The following is a 17,882-nucleotide window of genomic DNA, read 5'->3' as shown; positions in this document are numbered from 1 at the left end:
AAATGAAAGCATATAAACTCATCACCACAGTTTTATTAATAAGTGCCGGGCTGCAAACGGCCTATACCCAGGTACGCCAAACACCTAAATGGCTGGATACCGCCGTATTTTATCAGGTCTATCCACCCAGTTTTAAGGATAGCAACGGAGACGGAATTGGTGATTTAAAAGGAATGCTGCAAAAGCTGCCATACATTCAATCATTAGGTGTAAATGTGGTTTGGTTAAACCCCTGCTTTGAATCTGGTTTCAGAGATGGTGGGTATGACGTAACCAATTTTTACCAGGTAGCTCCGCGTTACGGCACCAATGATGATTTAAAAGAACTTTGCCGGCAGGCGCATCGCTTAGGTATTAAGGTTTGTTTTGATTTGGTTGCCGGGCATACTTCTGTAGATCACCCTTGGTTCAAAAGCTCCGCTACAGATACAACCGGCATTTACCGCGACCGGTACGTTTGGACGAACTCAAAGCAAATAAAACCCGAAAAGTTTGTTAACGGCGGTTACAACCGCAATGGTACCTACCTCAAAAATTACTTCGCCTTTCAGCCGGCTTTGAATTATGGTTATGCGCACCCCAACCCGGCCCATAGCTGGGAGCAGCCGCCCACGGCAGCGGGCCCGGTTGCCACCCGAGAAGAGCTGAAAAAAATCATGGCTTACTGGATGGAGCAGGGCGCTGATGGTTTCCGGGTAGATATGGCTTCGTCGCTCATCAAAAATGATCCTGATTTTGCCGAAACTAATAAACTATGGAACGGCATACGCAATTGGTTTTCGGGCCGCTACCCCGAAGGAATGCTGATTGCTGAATGGAGCAACCCGCAGCAGGCAATTAAGGCCGGTTTTATGATGGATTTTTTAATGCATTTTAATACCAAAGGTTATCCATCCCTGTTTTTTGATGATACAGCGGTTGTGCTTAAAGGTAAAGACCCGTTTTTTTCTAAAGCTGGCAAAGGTAACGTTACCGAGTTTGTAGACAGCTACCTGCACCACCAGCAATCGGTTGGTCAGAATGGGTTTATTGCAGTGCCTACGTCCAATCACGACTTTCAGCGGTTAAGAAGCGGCCATCGGCAGGATGTAAAACAACTAAAGGTGGCTATGGCTTTTTTGCTTACCTGGCAGTCGGTACCGTTCATTTATTATGGCGACGAGATTGGAATGCGCTTTATGTCATCATCCCTACCCGACAAGGAAGGCAGCGTACTGCCTGATGATTTAAATCCGGGCTACAGGGCCAACAGGGCAGGTTCGCGTACGCCTATGCAATGGTCGGCCGCCGCCAACGCCGGTTTTTCTGCTGCTCCTGCCCAGGAGTTATATCTACCGGTTGATGCAGCGCCAGACCGTCCTACCGTTGAAGCTCAGGATAAAGACAATCAATCGTTGCTCAATTTTGTACGGCAGCTTATTGTCAAACGGAAAGCTGAACAAGCTTTAAGCAATAAAGGTGAGCTGAAAATCTTATACGCCAAAAAGAACGAGTATCCGCTCATTTTCAGCCGATTTGATAAAAACAATAGATTTCTGATTTGCATAAACCCGGCCGATAAACCTGTAAACGTCACTTTGCCAGCAACTGCACAAACAGCAGTTCCGGTAATGGTTCAGGATTGTGAGGTTACCGTAACAAATAAACAAATGAGGGTGGCTATGCAAGGTGTGAGCTTTGGTATTTACAAACTGAACTAATTTTCAAAACGCCACTTCATTGAGCATAAGCCATTCACATTAATTATAAGCACCAATATGTAATACCAATCAATAAACCACAAAAACCATTTTTATGAGAATCATTAACGTTATTGGCTTGCTGGCCTGTTTAGGTGCAGTAAGTTCCTGTAAAAAGCCATCGTTAGACAGTGTGCGGAACACCAGTGATGAGAAGCAAGTAAAACCCATGTCGAGCTTCTTTTCGGGAACATTTACGCATCCGGGCATCATGAACAATCAGCGGGATATTGACCGAATTAAATCCAAATACCTTACTACCGAGCCCTGGAAAAGTGCCTTTACTGCGTTTTCGGCAAACGCCTATTCAAGCGCAAATTATCCAGTGAAAATAAACGATACCGTGACTTGTGTAATTCGTGACGTGGGTGGCGTGGATATAGCTAATTTTACCAAATTCCGTCAGGATTGCAATGGTGCTTACCAAAATGCTTTAATGTACGTCATCACCAATAACCTGGCGCATGCTACAAAGGCTAAAACTATTCTTAACAAATGGGCCTCGCAGCTGCAGCGTATTTATGGGTATGATGCCAAACTTGCAGCAGCATTAGGCGGCTTTAAGCTGGCTTGCGCTGCCGAACTGATAAGATACAGCCCGGTGAGCCTAACCAGTACAGAGATTACCAATATTGAAAACATGTTCAAAAGCGTGTTTTACCCGGTAACACAATCCTATTATCCTACCGCAAATGGTAACTGGGATGCAGCCATGATAAAAGCTCACATGGCTTATGGTGTATTTTGTAATGATGCGACCATCTTTAACAATGCCGTAAATCAGTTTTATAACAAAAACACATCAACTAACGGCTCTCTTGATAAATATATACTCAGCACCACCGGCCAATGCCAGGAAAGTGGCCGCGATCAGAGCCACTCGCAGCTAGGGCTGGGCCATTTGGCCGAAGCCAGCCAAGTAGGTGCTAACCAAGGGTTAGATATGTTTAGCTCATTAAATAACCGGTTATTGCTGGGTTATGAATATACCGCTAAATATAATTTAGGTTACACCGTGCCATTTCAGCCGTATTACAAAGTGGATGGAAACCTAAGCGAGGGTACAGTTATTTCCACAACCGACCGCGGTGTTTGGGTGCCTGTATATGAGCTCGTATACAATCATTATGCTAACAGGGCAGGTATGCCGGCAGCCTCTTACCAATACACTAAACAAGTGGCCGACCAGTTAAGGCCCGAGGGCGAGGCTCATTTTATAGATCAGGTAGGATGGGGAACATTGTTGTATACCATTGAGCCATCATCGACCAACCTGTTATCGAACAATGATTTTACCAACGGCACCACCAACTGGACTAATGAGGGCTATGCCACTTTAACACCCTATGTGGACGCAGGCGAGCCAGTAATTAAAGTAGAATCGCGCACGTTTGATTATGGAGGCCCAAGGCAGAATGTCAAAAATGCTTTGGTAGCGAACGGACAGGGCACTTATGACGTTAGCGCCATGCTTAAAAAAATTACGGCTACTACTACGCCATTGGTAGGCGCTGTAACTATCAAGCTGAACTACAATGGAGGCGCTTACTATACGCGTGTTAAAGAGAACTATACCAACGGATGGACGCAAATTTCAGGTTCGGTAAACTTACAGTGGACCGGTACGCTTACCAACGCCGAATTTTATGTTGAAACACCTGGAAACACCTGGGGAATTGAAGTTGACAAATGTTCATTAGTCAAAGTAAAATAGATGAATTGTTTTTTGCTCTTCAATAGCAGTAATTCTATACCCGCTCACTAAAAAATATTTTTTTGGTGAGCGGATAGTCCTTGTAGTCTTGATAATCGTCTTACCAATAACCAACGAGATAAACCTCCTGCTTTTATGAACCATCAAATAACGGAAATTAAAAAGTTGCTGTATAAGTACCACAGCAATACTGCCACGCGTGAGGAGGTCGAGCAGTTATTTAATTTGATGGCCAGGCATGACAACTCGGAGCAGGTGAAACAGTTGCTGCAGCAAGAACTTGCTGACACTGAAACGCAAGAAGTTAACAACAAAAGATGGAATGACCTATTTGAGCGAATTGAAGAAGAGATAACAGGATTGGAAACAACTCAGCACTCTTTTTTAGGTGTTTTGCGTTGGTGGGGAGCCGCCGCCTCTGTTTTGATTTTTATTGCAGCAAGTTTTTTCTTTTTTAACCAACGCCAAAACAAGTTACAGCTTACGGTACAGAAAAAAACACAATTTGATATTAAGCCCGGTGAAAGAAAGGCCACTTTGATTTTGGCCAGTGGAGAAGAAATTACCCTGACAGACGGACTGAAAGATACCATTTCAAAGAGTGAAAACTTATCGGTTGTAATAGACGATCAGCATGCCATACACTACCAGGCGGGCAAAGTGGTACCAGTGGGCGAGAATAAGTTGGTGACAGGCAAAGGAGAGCAATCACCCTATTATTTACTACTGCCCGATGGAACAAAAGCCTGGCTTAACGCTGCATCTTCCATTACTTTTCCAACTGCATTTACCGGTAAGAACAGGGTAGTGAAGATAACCGGTGAGGTCTATTTTGAGGTGGTTCACAACGCGCGTCAGCCGTTTCAGGTAAAAGCAGCGGGCCAAACTGTTGAAGATATTGGTACCTCATTTAACATCAATGCCTACGCTGATGAACCAGAGGTAAGCACCACACTGCTAGAGGGTAGTGCCAAAGTTATAAATGTAACGCAAAGTGTAGTATTAAAACCCGGCCAACAGGCATTAAGTAACACCGGTAGCAGCATAAGTGTTAAGCAGGCAGATGTTGCTGCGATTATGGCTTGGCAAAAAGGCCTGTTTAAGTTTAAAGATGCCGACTTGAGATTAGTTATGCGGCAGTTGGCCAGGTGGTACAACGTTGAAGTGCGGTACGAGGGTAATATACCTAACCGTAAATTTTCTGGCGAGGTAACCCGCAACTTGAAACTGTCTCAAATGCTTGAAGTTTTAAGCTACTACCAGGTACATTTTGAAGTTAAGAAAGAGAAGGACAATAGCGTAATTATCGTTAAACCTTAAAATCAATAACCTATAAATAAATTTTACTAACCAATAAACCCTAAAATCAATGAGAGCTAACACCAAACGGCAGACTTAAAATGCCAGGTTGGTTCAAAAAAAACCGCAAAAGTGTTGGAAGCACTCCTGCGGCACATGTTTGAATTAACCCTCCCAATAAAGCATTGGGAAAACTTTAGTCAAGCTATTCTGAGCAAAAACCCAAACTTTTCAAAAGTAATGATTTTTTATGCTTTTTTAACAGGCAGCAGGCCGTGTCGTATTTGGCTGCCTCAAAAACTTTTATTGGTTATGAAATTAACCACTGTCTTAATTTTTTTAGCCTTATTTACCGCCAGCGCCAAAACCTTCAGCCAAATAAATCTTGAAGAACGCAACGTACCGCTGGAAACCGTTCTGCAAAAAATTCAAACGCAAACTCAGTATCATTTTTTTTATGATGCCGATGAACTTAAAAATATTAAGCTTAGCGTCCATGTAAAAAATGCACCACTGCTTACGGCGCTGAAAATGTGTTTTAAGGATCTTCCTTTTGCTTTTAAAGTACTACAGGATAACGTACTTATTAAGCGTACCAGTAACGATACTGAACCTAAACCTATCACAGAAAACAAAGTTACAGCGGTGCCGGTAACTGTTACCGGTACCGTTAGTGATGATAAAGGCCAGCCGCTACAAGGTGTTACCGTTAAAATACGAGGGGCTAACACTGCCGTAATTACACAAAGCAACGGTTCGTATTCTATACGAGTACCGGATACCCGCTCAGTGTTGGTATTTACCTTTGTTGGCTTTCAAACCGAAGAGGTCCCAGCTGATAAGCCGGTTGTAAATGTTACCTTAAAAGAGCAAGCAACTGGTTTAAATCAGGTAGTGGTTATTGGCTACGGCCAGGTCAGAAAACGTGACCTGACCGGTGCTGTGGGTTCGGTTAAAGTAGAAGATTTGCAAAAGGCACCGGTTCCATCATTCGATCAGGCCTTAGCCGGACGTGTGGCAGGTGTGCAAACCAGCAATACCGATGGCCAGCCCGGTGGTCAAGGCATTAACATTGTCATAAGAGGTAATAACTCGCTAACCGGCAGCAATACGCCGCTTTATGTAATAGATGGGTTCCCGATTGAGAATCCTGATATCAACGCCATCAATCCTGCCGAAATAGAAACTTTTGATGTATTGAAGGATGCTTCGGCCACGGCTGTATACGGTGCACGTGGTGCTAATGGTGTTATCATCATCAATACCAAGCGTGGTAAAAAAGGCGACCCTGAGGTTAGTTATAATGGCTACTACGGCGTAGCTACCGTACCTAAACCTTTAGACCTGCTAAATCCGTATCAGTTTGTACAATTACAAGCCGAACTTAACCCTAACCGTGTAGCCAGTGATTATTTTGTAAATGGCTATACATTAGAAAGCTATCGCGACTTTCCCGGAGCAATAGACTGGCAAAAAGAGTTGTTTCAGGCTGCTCCATATCAAAACCATTTTTTATCTCTATCCGGCGGTACCGATAAAACCAAGTATAGCCTTTCAGGATCCTTTTTTAACCAAAAAGGGGTAATTATAGCTTCGGGATTTAGAAGAGCGCAAGGCCGTTTTAATCTTGATCAAAACGTCAGTTCGAAAATCAAAGTAGGTATCAACACCAACTATTCTAACAGTGTAAGGTCGGGTACTATACCGCGCAGCCAAACAGCAAAAGGCAATAACGGTAACAGCGAAAGGTTTAACCTTTTATATAATACCTGGATATACCGGCAGGTGGCCGGAAGAGTAGCCAGCGATAATTTACTGAGCGATTTATTAGATCCTGAACTGTCAACCGGTGACTACCGGATAAATCCGTTAACATCGGCTAAAAACGAATATAACAGCGACTTTGTAAACAACTTAAATATCAATGGATATTTAGAGTACGCAATTAGCAAAGCGTTAAAGCTACGTATTACTGGCGGTGTCAATTTGTTCCAAAGCCGGAACGAGATATTTAATAACACGCAAACCCGGTCTGGAAGTCCGTTAACAATACAAGGCCAAACTACCGGTATAAACGGAAGTCTTTATAACACGGAGGGCAATGATTATGTGAATGAGAACAGCCTTACTTACAACACAACGTTTGGCAAAAACCATCAGTTAAATGCAGTAGGTATTTATTCATTGCAAAAAAATACCACCCGGGGCTATGGTTTTGCAGCTGGTTTGCTGCCCAATGAAGGGTTAGGTATCAGTGGTATTGACCAAGGCTCAACCACTAACCTCAGTTCTTATATCTCCACCTTCACGCTGCAATCATTTACAGGCCGTGTAAATTATACATTTTTAAGGCGGTACTTGTTTACTGCCACTATGCGGGCCGATGGGTCTTCAAAGTTCGCAACAGGAAACAAATGGGGCTATTTTCCTTCGGGCGCAGTTGCCTGGCGGGTGAGCGATGAAGCTTTTATAAAAAAAGCATCCTTGGTCTCTAATTTAAAACTGCGGGCCAGTTATGGTTTAACCGGCAATAACCGGGTTAGCGATTTTGGCTATCTGTCGCAAATTAATACCGCTCTTAATACCGGATACCCTTTTGGTAATGCCGTACAGCAAATATTTTATCCCAGCAATCTGGGTAACGATCAGCTGAAATGGGAAAGCACCGGACAGCTGGACATCGGTGCCGACATTGGCTTGTGGAAAGATAGATTTAGCTTAGTTGTTGACTATTACAAAAAACAAACTTACGATTTGCTGCTGAACGCCAACATTTCGCCAAGCACCGGTTTTAACAGCAGCGTAATCAATATTGGTAAAACCAGTAACGAGGGTTTAGAAGCCACGCTAAGCACGGTTAATATACAGGGCAAAACTTTCCGGTGGACAACTGATTTGAATATCGCATTTAACCGAAACCGGATTGTAGCTTTAACCAGTGGCGAAAACGCCCGTTTTACCTTCCCGTCAAGCTTCTCTGATAACTGGCGTACATCAGCTTATATCAGCAGACTCAACTACCCGATCACTCAGTTTTATGGCTTTGTGTATGATGGCGTTTACCAGTATAATGATTTTACCCGACTGCCTAACGGCAATTACGTAATCAACAGTAGCCTGCCAACTACCGGCGGTTTAGTGGGTACCGCTGCACGCCAGCCCGGCGATGCGAAATACAAAGATTTAAACGGCGACGGCATTGTGAACGATGCTGACCAAACGGTTTTAGGTACACCTTACCCATCCCATATAGGAGGCCTGTCAAACAACTTTACTTATAAAAATTTCGATCTGAATATTTTATTTCAGTGGTCATACGGTAACGAGATTTTAAACGCCAACCGTATTTATTTAGAAGGAGGCGGTAACGGAACATTGGGTTACGGTACTAACCAAATGGCATCATTTGCTAACCGGTGGACGCCAACCAACCCTAATAATGAAGTGCCCAGGTTAAACTCGCAAGGTATTGTGGGGGTTTGGTCGAGCCGGTACATTGAGGATGCGTCTTATTTACGTCTTAAAACGCTTTCGCTTGGCTACAATATACAAGCCAGGTTTATGAAAAGGGCGCATATCAAGTCGCTTCGTGTATACGGAACGGCGCAAAATCTCATACTCTGGACTAAGTATAGTGGCATGGACCCCGAAGCCAACACCAAGGGCCCCGGTTTAACTCCTGCCTTTGATTTTTCGGCTTATCCAAACTCACGTACGGTTGTATTCGGTTTAAACTTTACTCTTTAAAAAAAACTTATGTTGAAGAAATTTGGAATTATGCTGGCAACAAGTTTTTTGCTGGCTAATACAGCGTGTAAAAAGTATTTAGAACCTAAACCAACTGATTTTCTTACGCCTGTTACTTATTATCAAAACAAATCACAGCTCAATCTCTCGCTCAACGGCATTTACCAGGTAATGGCTCAGGCATCTTCGTATGGCGAAATGTATCAATATACCATTACTAACGCAACCGATGAAAGCATAACGAACTTTAATACTAATTTGCCTGGCCCCAGCTTTTATAACGCTACGCCAAGTAACTCAGATGTGATAAATTACTGGGCAAATCTGTATACAGGTGTTAACCGGGCTAATTTGTTGCTCGAAAACATTAACGTAGCAACAGACATTTCTGATACTGAAAGGCGCCATGTTAAAGGTGAAGCGGTGTTTTTACGTGCCTACTATTACTTTTTGTTAACGCAATGGTTTGGCGATGTTCCTTTGCGTTTAAATGCTACCAGTTCGGCTTTAGCTACCGACTTTGAATTTACCAGTACCAAGGCAGTTTACGATTTTGTAATTAACGAAATGACAACCGCCGAGGGCCTTTTGAATGACCAGCCTGCCGATGCGTTTAACTATACCGAACGCGTTACAATTACCACAGTACAGGGCATGCTGGCCCGGGTATGTTTGTATGCCGCAGGCGAACCGGTTAACGATACTAAACGCATGGCCGAAGCCCTTTCATGGGCACAAAAGGTAGTAACCTCCGGAAAGCACCGGCTTACGCCTGATTATACACAAATCTTTAAGTTAGAATCTGCTGATGCTTATGACTTGGCTAACCGTGAAGTGATGTGGGAAGTTGGGTTTAGCTGGAATCCAACCAATACAGGGCGGTTAACCGCAAGCCAGGTAAGGGTTGGCATACCTACCCAGGCTATGTCTGTTGGCCGTATGTATGGCTGGACTAATATTTACCCTCGCGTGTTTAAAGCATATGAATCGGTAATAAATCCGGCGGCACCTGTGCCAAATCAAGACCTTTCGCCCGATTTGCGACGTGACTGGAACTGCCCGGTATTTAGCTGGGTAGGAGGCGATGCTAATACACCACCAACACCTTCCTACTTTGCGTACAACAACTACTGGGACCGTTACCCAGGCAAGTGGCGCCGACAATACGAAACAGTAGTGCCACGTGATAATAACAACAGTCCCCGCAATCTTCCTATTATCCGTTACGCTGATGTATTACTGATGCTGGCCGAAGCAGATAATGAACTGAACGGACCAACTCAATTAGGCATTGATGCCGTTAATCAAGTAAGAAAACGTGGTTATGGTGAAAGCATTCAGGGCAGAAGTATTATCAAAATCAACATCAACGATGGTGGTAGCGGCTATACCACTGTGCCGGTGGTAACTATAAACGGCGGCGGCGGCAGCGGCGCTACTGCAACGGCAACCATAAGCGGGGGCCGGGTTACTGCGATAAACTTAACAGCTTTAGGGTCTAATTTTGCTACTGTGCCTAATGTGAGTATTTCGGGTGGCAGCGGATCAGGTGCTACGGCAACTGCTGTACTGTCTGACGCTACATTAACACCTGATAAATTTGCCTCTAAAGAAGCTTTCCGTAAAACCATACAAGATGAGCGGCTGCGCGAATTAAACGGAGAATTTTTGCGAAAACAAGACTTGAAAAGATGGGGCTTGCTAATTCCTACCCTAAAGGCAATGGCAAATGAAGCAACTGTTGGCAGCACCGACAAGAATCCCGACGGAACACCCGTTATTCCGGCAGCTGCGTCCAATGTTCGTAGCAAGTACACCATACCTGGCAGTAACATATCAACAAAAGACATTTATTTGCCTATACCACAAACCGAAATTACGTATAACCGCCAGGCCCGCCAAAACCCTGGATATTAAACCTGCAAAGTTATGAAAGCAATTATATGGATACTTTTAGGCAGCGTGATGCTGGCCGCATGTAATAAAGCTGATGTTAAACAGCCGGCTAATTTTGATGTAACAGCAGCTAACACCACTGTTAAAGCCGGAACAGCGGTGACGTTCAATATTTCAGGCACACCTGATGACATTGTATTTTACTCAGGTGAATTTGGTAAAACCTATGTACAGAAAGATTTGGTTGAAGCGCCTGAGGCAGGCAATCCTGAAATGGAATTTCAAAGCAATGTTCAATTTGGTACTACAACGCTGAATAACGTAACCGTTTTGGTGTCTAATAACTTCAACGGGGTGTATGACAGTACCAATGTAAAAGCAGCCACCTGGACTGACGTTACCTCGCGTCTTAAGTTAGGCACCAGTGCCACTAACCTTTCATCGGGCGTAGTAAATTTGAATGATCTCAAAGCAGCCGACAAACCTTTTTTGTATGTAGCTTTCAGGTATTTATCAGATAGGGCCGCAACGCTTAAGCAGCGGCAGTGGACGATAGGCAGTTTTCAGTTCCGCACCCGTTTTCCGGATGGGAAAGTATTTAACCATGCTACTTCTATTGCCGAGGCCGGATTTGGATCTGTTGAATTTAAAGGTGATTCCACAAAGTGGGTACCCGGAACATCCCTGTTTCATGCGGGGCTTGCCGCCGGATATCCTTCGGACGATGACTGGTCAATTAGCCGGGCCTTTAACCTGCGCACACTTGTTCCGGAAAGGAAAGGATCGGTTAATATCAAGTCTATTGCCCAGGCAAGCTTGCCGCAGTACCGGTTTACTTATAGCACTCCCGGAACTTACAAAGCCACATTTGTAGCTACCAATCAAAATATTGATAAGCAAGAGCAGGTGGTAAAGGAAGTTACTGTAACCGTTACGCAGTAATTACATCATTTAATTATCAAAAATAAAACTGGAATTTAAATGACAAGGATACTGTTAAGGGCTTGTTTAAGCATGGCGGTATGGCTTTGCTTAACCGAAATATGGTGCCCAGGCAATCTTTATGCACAGCCTGTGCAAATTCCGGCTAACATACCTAACGTTCATCCACGCATCTATGCAGGCGTAAATAGTAAGGATAATTTGAATAGCAAGTTTACCCAGGTAGCCTGGTGCCGCGAGTATATAGATGACCTGAAAAAAGAAACACAGCCTTACCTGGAGCACTTTAAAACGGACACCAGTTGGCTGGTTTCCAGGCTGCAAATGTACTGGAAAACACACCACACCGATATTTACATCAAGGGAACCAACTTTTTACGGGCCGAAGGCCAAGCAAGCGTTCCTACTGTAAGGTACGCCGGGAGTAGAGATTGGGCGTCAGATTACATTGTGCCCAGCATCGGCAACGTAAGGCCCTACGCCGACGGGCCGGACGGTAAGGTATACATGATTAACAAAAGAAACGAAGGTGAATGGGTGAGTCCCGAAAAAACCGGGCTGGTGATTGAGCGTATTAATCAAAGAATACTGGAGGTAGCCCAAAATGCTGCTTTTTTATATTGGTTTACCGGCGAAGTAACTTATGCACGCCTGGCAGCCAGTGTATTAAAACCGTATATAGCTGGCCTGTATTACCGCAAGTTTCCGGTTAACACAGTTGATACACAAGAGAGTTATTTGACAGGGCTAACCTCATTTGAAGTTATTCATGAAGAAGCTATAGTTCCGGCAACGGTTTGCTATGATTTTTTGTACAATTATCTTCAACAAACTGCACCGGGATTCGGTAAAAAGTTTGCCGATCCGGTATTTCAAAAAATGGCCGATAACATCATCGAAAAAGGTGTTCCGGATAACAACTGGAATATTTTTGAAATGCGCTACCTGTCCTATCTGGCTCTGGCGCTCGATAACAACAGCAGTTATGCTAACGGAAAGGGTATATCTTATTATCTGGATGTTATTTATAACCGCGAGTCGCCCCGGCAACGTTCTTTTATTAAATGCCTCGACGGGTTTGACCCTAAAGTAGCTACCTGGCACGAGGCGCCAAGCTATTGCCTGCATGTATGCGAAGACATGACGCAGATTGCGCTCTTGAACGACCAGGTAATGCCCGGCAAACAGGATCGCTTGTTAACTACGCTTAAAAAGGCTACAATGGCTACTGCAGAGTACCTATTTCCAAACAAAAGGATTACCGCATTTGGCGACAGTCATTATGATGAACTTTCGACCGATAACCTGGAGTTTGCCATAGCGCTTACCCGTAAATATAACGATAGCGATGAGCTGAAATTTACCCGCTTATTGCAATTTATAAATACGGAGAATAAGCCAAGGCCAACAAAAAAATCACTATTCAGTCTGTTTTTTTATGTAGATAGGCTTAAAGCAGCGCCCAAAGCCACGCTCGAAGATTTTGCCTCACCAGCATTTTTCGCATCTAACCAAAGCTGGTTTGTGCAACGCAATGGATTCAGTGAAAACAATGGGTTAATGATTTCGGCTAATGCCTCGCAAGGTAATCACTCACATGCCAACGGCGTTAATATGGAATTGTACGGTAAGGGTTATCCGCTTGCCCCTGATTTTTCTAATGGTGAGAGTTATTGGCATTCGGGCTATCGAGAGTTCTATTCACAATTTGCTGCGCATAATACGGTAGTGGTTGATGGAAAATCGGCGTATGGCGTTATGTTAACAGCTATACCTTTCAAACTACTCAATAACTACCCGCAGGCAGAAAAGCAATCCGGGTATTTTAAGCCGGTTACTTTTGCCAACATAGTTTTTAATGAACCCTCAACCAACGCTACGCAATTACGCTTATTGAGCACAGTGCGTATCAGTGATACCAGCGGATACTATGTCGACATCTTCCGATCAAAACGAGCAGATGGGAAAGACATTAAGCATGAATACGTTTATCACAATTTAGGGCAGCAGTTTGGCTTGCAGGAAACCAACGGCAATCAGCTTACGCTGCAGCCTACTACCGACCTGGGCACCGCAAAAGGCGACGTGAAAGGCTATGATTATTTTACCGATAAACGCAGCATTGCTTATGACAAGGATTTTATAGCCAACTTTAAACTGGCTGTAGAAACTAAGCCAGTAGTGCAAATGAACCTGTGGATGAAGGGCGATAAAAACCGGCAGTTGTACCTGGCTAACTCACCTAAATCATACGCATTAAATACCGGCGTTGTGCCAGCTGAAATTGCCAGTTTAGATGTGCCAACGTTGTTGGTGCGTCAGCCCGGCGAAGCCTGGACTCATCCTTTTGCCGCCGTAATTGAACCCTCGTATGTTGGTGGTAACAGTGTTATGTCAACTTCGTATTTTAATTCGACAGCGCCTAATAGTGAATTTGTGGGCATAAAAGTTAATTGTGCGGACAAAAGCACGCAGTATATACTATCGGATGTAAAAGGCACGCAATTAAACGAGTATCAACATCTAAAGTTTACCGGTACATACGGCGTAGCAGCCGAGAAAAAAGGCCAGTTACAATACCTGTTCTTGGGCCAGGGCACCGTTTTAGCGGTACGCGAGTACAGACTTGAAGCCATAAGCGGTAATTTAACTGCCGCTTTCCAGCAAGATAAGGACGTATTCCGCTTGTTTGCACAACAACCCTTAAAGCTAACATTACCTTATAAAGGTAATGCGCAAACCCCCGAGTTAACAGTTACCGATAAATTAGGTAAAACCAAGGTTTATACAGGTAGAATAGATAATTCGGCAAATAATAAGTTGGCCACGTTTGTCATTGATGCGGAGACCAGCAACGGAGTTTCTCTGAAAATTTCCAAATAATACCATGCCATAAACCAGGTCAATGCGTTTGCATAACCTTGGTTTATAACATAACACTTACATTATGAAGCTTACGATCATAAAGGTTTTCTTTTTTCTCGTTATCCTATCGCTAGCGTCCTTTTCTCTCAGGCGAAATGATTGGTTAGCAAAAAGCTTTGAAGCTGCCGAGGTGCAGTATACACACATGTTACAAACCAATGCCAATTTAAAGCAATACCCACGCTCTTACCACAATGATACGGTGCCCACTTACACCGGTATTAACGACTGGACAGGCGGTTTTTGGCCCGGTTGCTTATGGTATGTTTATGATTATACGAGGAAGAATAAATGGAAAGATGCAGCCACTACGTGGACCGAATCATTAGAGGCTAACCAATTCAACACTACCCACCATGATATCGGCTTTATGATGTATTGTAGTTATGGCAACGCTTACCGGCTTACGCAAAATCCAAAATATAAGTCGGTTTTAGTACAAAGCGCTAAATCACTAATCACCCGTTTTAATCCAAAAGTTGGTGCAATTAAATCTTGGAACGAATTTAAATCCTGGGGTAGCGGCAAGGTTTACAATTACCCGGTTATTATTGATAATATGATTAATCTGGAGCTGTTGTTTTTTGCCTCTAAAGTAACCGGCGACGCCTCTTATAAGCGAGTTGCCATCAAACATGCCGAAATCACGTTAAAAAACCACTTTCGCGAAAGTGGCAGTTCATACCATGTGGTTTGCTATGATAGTATTTCGGGCCGGGTATTAACGCGCGAAACGGCGCAGGGTCTTGCCGACAACTCGGTATGGGCGCGCGGCCAGGCTTGGGCCATATATGGCTACACAATGATGTACCGCGAAACACATGATCATCGGTTTCTAAACGCAGCTATCAGGATGGCGCAATTTTATCTGAATGCGCCCACTTTACCTACCGACCAGATACCTTACTGGGACTTTAATGCCGGCCAGCCGGGTTATAAAGCAAACTGGAACTACGATTCACAACGGTACAGCCCGGCTCCGCGCGATGCTGCTGCTGCAGCCGTTACCTGCTCGGCACTGCTGGAATTAAGTACCTACACGAGTGCAATGTTGAGTAAAAGCTTTTTTAACCGGGCTCAAGCTATGTTAAAGTCACTCAGTAGTCCGGCTTATTTGGCCAAACCCGGTACCAATGCTAATTTTTTGTTGATGCACAGCACCGGTAACATGCCTAAGCAAAGCGAGATTGACGTACCTATTGTATACGCTGATTATTATTATTTAGAAGCTTTGCTGCGTTACAAACAATTAACTAAAAATCGGCCCTTGAAATTTTAACTCAATTATCAATAGCACAGTCCATGAAAAAGATATGGCTTATGTTTATCCTGGTGTTTCAATGCCATTTAAAATTACTGGCACAGTTACAGGGTAACGCCCAATTTGTAAATCCTTTTATTGGCGCGGCTGATAATGGCCACACTTTTCCGGGTGCAACAGTGCCATTTGGTTTGGTGCAGGCCAGTCCCGAAACCGGTAACGCCAGCTGGGACTATTGTTCCGGCTACAGGTATGAAGACAAAAAGATATGGGGCTTTGCCCAAACACACTTAAACGGTACTGGCATTCCCGATTTAGGAGATATTCTACTACAACCCTTCAGCGGTTCAGCCAGTCGCGATAATTTTCAAAGTTCATTTGATAAAAGCACGGAAAAAGCCTCGCCCGGATATTACACAGTAGTGTTAAAAGATTTTAATATTAAAGCCGAGTTAACGGCTACCGCACATACGGCCTTTCATCAATATACTTATAGCAACCTGTCGGGCCCCGCCAGCTTACTGGTCGATTTACAGTCGGGTCTGGTATCCTCTGAAAAACAATTACGGGAGCATGTATTAGAAAGCGAACAAAGCTTTGAAGGTACAAATACTATAACAGGTTACAGCAAAGTAAGGCAATGGGTTGAGCGCAACCTGTATTACGTAATTGTATTTAATAGACCTATAATTGGTAAAAAAGAGCTGCCCCGCTTACCCGGTGAAAAAGCGCCACGTTACGTGTTGGATTTTAATTTGAAAGCTGGTGAAAAGTTGCTGGTTAAAATAGCAATATCCACCGTTAGTGTTGATGGCGCCCGCAAAAACCTTAAGGACGAGTCAACTGGCTGGAGTTTTGATGCCGTACGCAATCAAGCCTGGCAAACGTGGAATCAATACCTGTCTAAAGTTCATGTTAAAGGCAATTTGAATCAAAAAGTTAATTTTTATACCTCCTTATACCATCTGTTTATTCAGCCTAATAACATAGCCGATGTTGATGGGCATTATCGCGGGCCTGATAATAAAGTTTATCAGTCTAAATCAAAATCCTATTACTCTACATTTTCATTATGGGATACCTATAGGGCTGCACACCCGCTGTATACCATACTGATACCCGAAAAAGCGGGTGAATTTATCAACTCCATGCTACAGCATACCGATAAGCAAGGTTATTTGCCTATTTGGACGCTTTGGGGAAAAGAAAATTTTTGTATGATTGGCAACCACGCCGTTCCAGTTATAGCCGATGCCTATTCGAAAAAACTTAAAGGATTTGATGCACAACGAGCTTTTCAGGCGATTGACAAATCATTAACAACCGAACACCCCAAATCACAATGGGGTATATATGACCAATATGGCTACCTGCCATTTGATTTGGTTAAGGAAGAATCCGTTTCCCGTACCTTGGAACAAGCATTTGACGATTATGCTGCAGCCATGATGGCTAAGGGTGTTGGTAATCAGTCGCGTTACTTGTTTTACAAAAACAGGGCTGAAAGCTATAAACGAGTCTTTGATACGCAAACCAGTTTGATGCGGGGGAAAGATTCTAACAGACACTGGCGACAGCCGTTCAACGTGTTCCATCTTTCGCACGCCGGAGACGCAGGCGGAGATTATACGGAGGGCAATGCCTGGCAATACACCTGGTCGGTACAGCACGATGTACCGGGTTTGATCCAGTTAATGGGCGGTAAGGTTAAAACCGCTCAAAAGCTCGATTCTCTATTCACATTACCATCAACCAAAGAAGGAAATGGGTTCACCGGTGATGTAACCGGATTAATTGGCCAGTATGCACATGGTAATGAGCCTAGCCACCACGTAGCTTATATGTATACCTTGCTCGGCAAACCACATAGAACACAAGAGTTGGTTCGTGAAATTTGCAGTAAATTTTACATGAACAAGTCAGACGGTTTATCAGGTAATGATGACTGTGGTCAGATGTCGGCCTGGTATATTTTTACTGCAATGGGCTTTTATCCGGTAAACCCTATTGGCGGTGAATTTGTACTGGGTGCACCTCAGCTACCGGAAATCAGGATGGAAGTAGGAAAGGGTAAGTTTTTCATTATACAGGCAAAGAACCTTTCCAATCGTAAGAAATACGTAAAGCAAGTATTACTTAATGGTAAACATTATTTGCCATCAACCATTCAATACCAACAGCTAATGTCGGGGGGGCGACTAATTTTCGAAATGATGTAAGTGAATTATTGCAATTCACTTTAAGAGGCCCAATTCCTGACCAGAATAAATCCTAGAGAGCTGATCAAACAGATCCGGTTAAACGCGCCCAACAGTTTTATTAGCAAACAAGCAGTTCAATGTTGACCAGGTCTTCTGTA

9 protein-coding genes are annotated in these 17,882 nt (G+C 43.7%); all 9 read left to right on the top strand.

Annotation, left to right across the window (positions count from 1 at the left end; all coding sequences use genetic code 11):
- The first annotated feature begins 2 nt into the window (after nt 1-2).
- The 9 genes from ABDD95_RS23105 (at nt 3) to ABDD95_RS23065 (ending at nt 17,742) form a co-directional block, all read left to right on the top strand.
- Complete coding sequence (locus tag ABDD95_RS23105) at nt 3-1,700, top strand: alpha-amylase family glycosyl hydrolase (RefSeq protein WP_345949733.1); 1,698 nt, start codon at nt 3-5, stop codon at nt 1,698-1,700.
- Nucleotides 1,701-1,794: 94 nt separating this feature from the next.
- On the top strand, nt 1,795-3,453 hold the full coding sequence (locus tag ABDD95_RS23100) for an alginate lyase family protein (protein ID WP_345949732.1): 1,659 nt from the start codon (nt 1,795-1,797) through the stop codon (nt 3,451-3,453).
- Nucleotides 3,454-3,588: 135 nt separating this feature from the next.
- Nucleotides 3,589-4,773, top strand: a complete 1,185-nt coding sequence (locus ABDD95_RS23095; protein WP_345949731.1) for a FecR domain-containing protein — start codon at nt 3,589-3,591, stop codon at nt 4,771-4,773.
- 291 nt (nt 4,774-5,064) lie between these two features.
- Nucleotides 5,065-8,499: a TonB-dependent receptor gene (locus ABDD95_RS23090; protein WP_345949730.1), complete on the top strand. Its 3,435-nt coding sequence runs from the start codon at nt 5,065-5,067 to the stop codon at nt 8,497-8,499.
- A 9-nt stretch (nt 8,500-8,508) separates the two neighbouring features.
- Nucleotides 8,509-10,416 carry a RagB/SusD family nutrient uptake outer membrane protein gene (locus ABDD95_RS23085; RefSeq protein WP_345949729.1) on the top strand — a complete coding sequence of 636 codons (1,908 nt, stop codon included), beginning with the start codon at nt 8,509-8,511 and terminating at the stop codon, nt 10,414-10,416.
- Nucleotides 10,417-10,428: 12 nt separating this feature from the next.
- Complete coding sequence (locus ABDD95_RS23080) at nt 10,429-11,337, top strand: DUF5017 domain-containing protein (RefSeq protein ID WP_345949728.1); 909 nt, start codon at nt 10,429-10,431, stop codon at nt 11,335-11,337.
- 39 nt (nt 11,338-11,376) lie between these two features.
- On the top strand, nt 11,377-14,220 hold the full coding sequence (locus tag ABDD95_RS23075; protein WP_345949727.1) for a hypothetical protein: 2,844 nt from the start codon (nt 11,377-11,379) through the stop codon (nt 14,218-14,220).
- Nucleotides 14,221-14,284: 64 nt separating this feature from the next.
- Nucleotides 14,285-15,541 (top strand): glycoside hydrolase family 88 protein, encoded by a 1,257-nt coding sequence (locus tag ABDD95_RS23070; RefSeq protein ID WP_345949726.1) that lies wholly within the window; start codon nt 14,285-14,287, stop codon nt 15,539-15,541.
- A 23-nt stretch (nt 15,542-15,564) separates the two neighbouring features.
- Nucleotides 15,565-17,742: a GH92 family glycosyl hydrolase gene (locus ABDD95_RS23065; RefSeq protein ID WP_345949725.1), complete on the top strand. Its 2,178-nt coding sequence runs from the start codon at nt 15,565-15,567 to the stop codon at nt 17,740-17,742.
- Nucleotides 17,743-17,882 lie beyond the last annotated feature (140 nt).

Origin of the sequence: Mucilaginibacter sp. PAMB04274, from assembly GCF_039634385.2 — a bacterium.
In the GTDB taxonomy this organism is placed as follows: domain Bacteria; phylum Bacteroidota; class Bacteroidia; order Sphingobacteriales; family Sphingobacteriaceae; genus Mucilaginibacter.
Note: the sequence above shows the minus strand (reverse complement) of the source record. Positions and strands in the feature narration are given on the sequence as shown.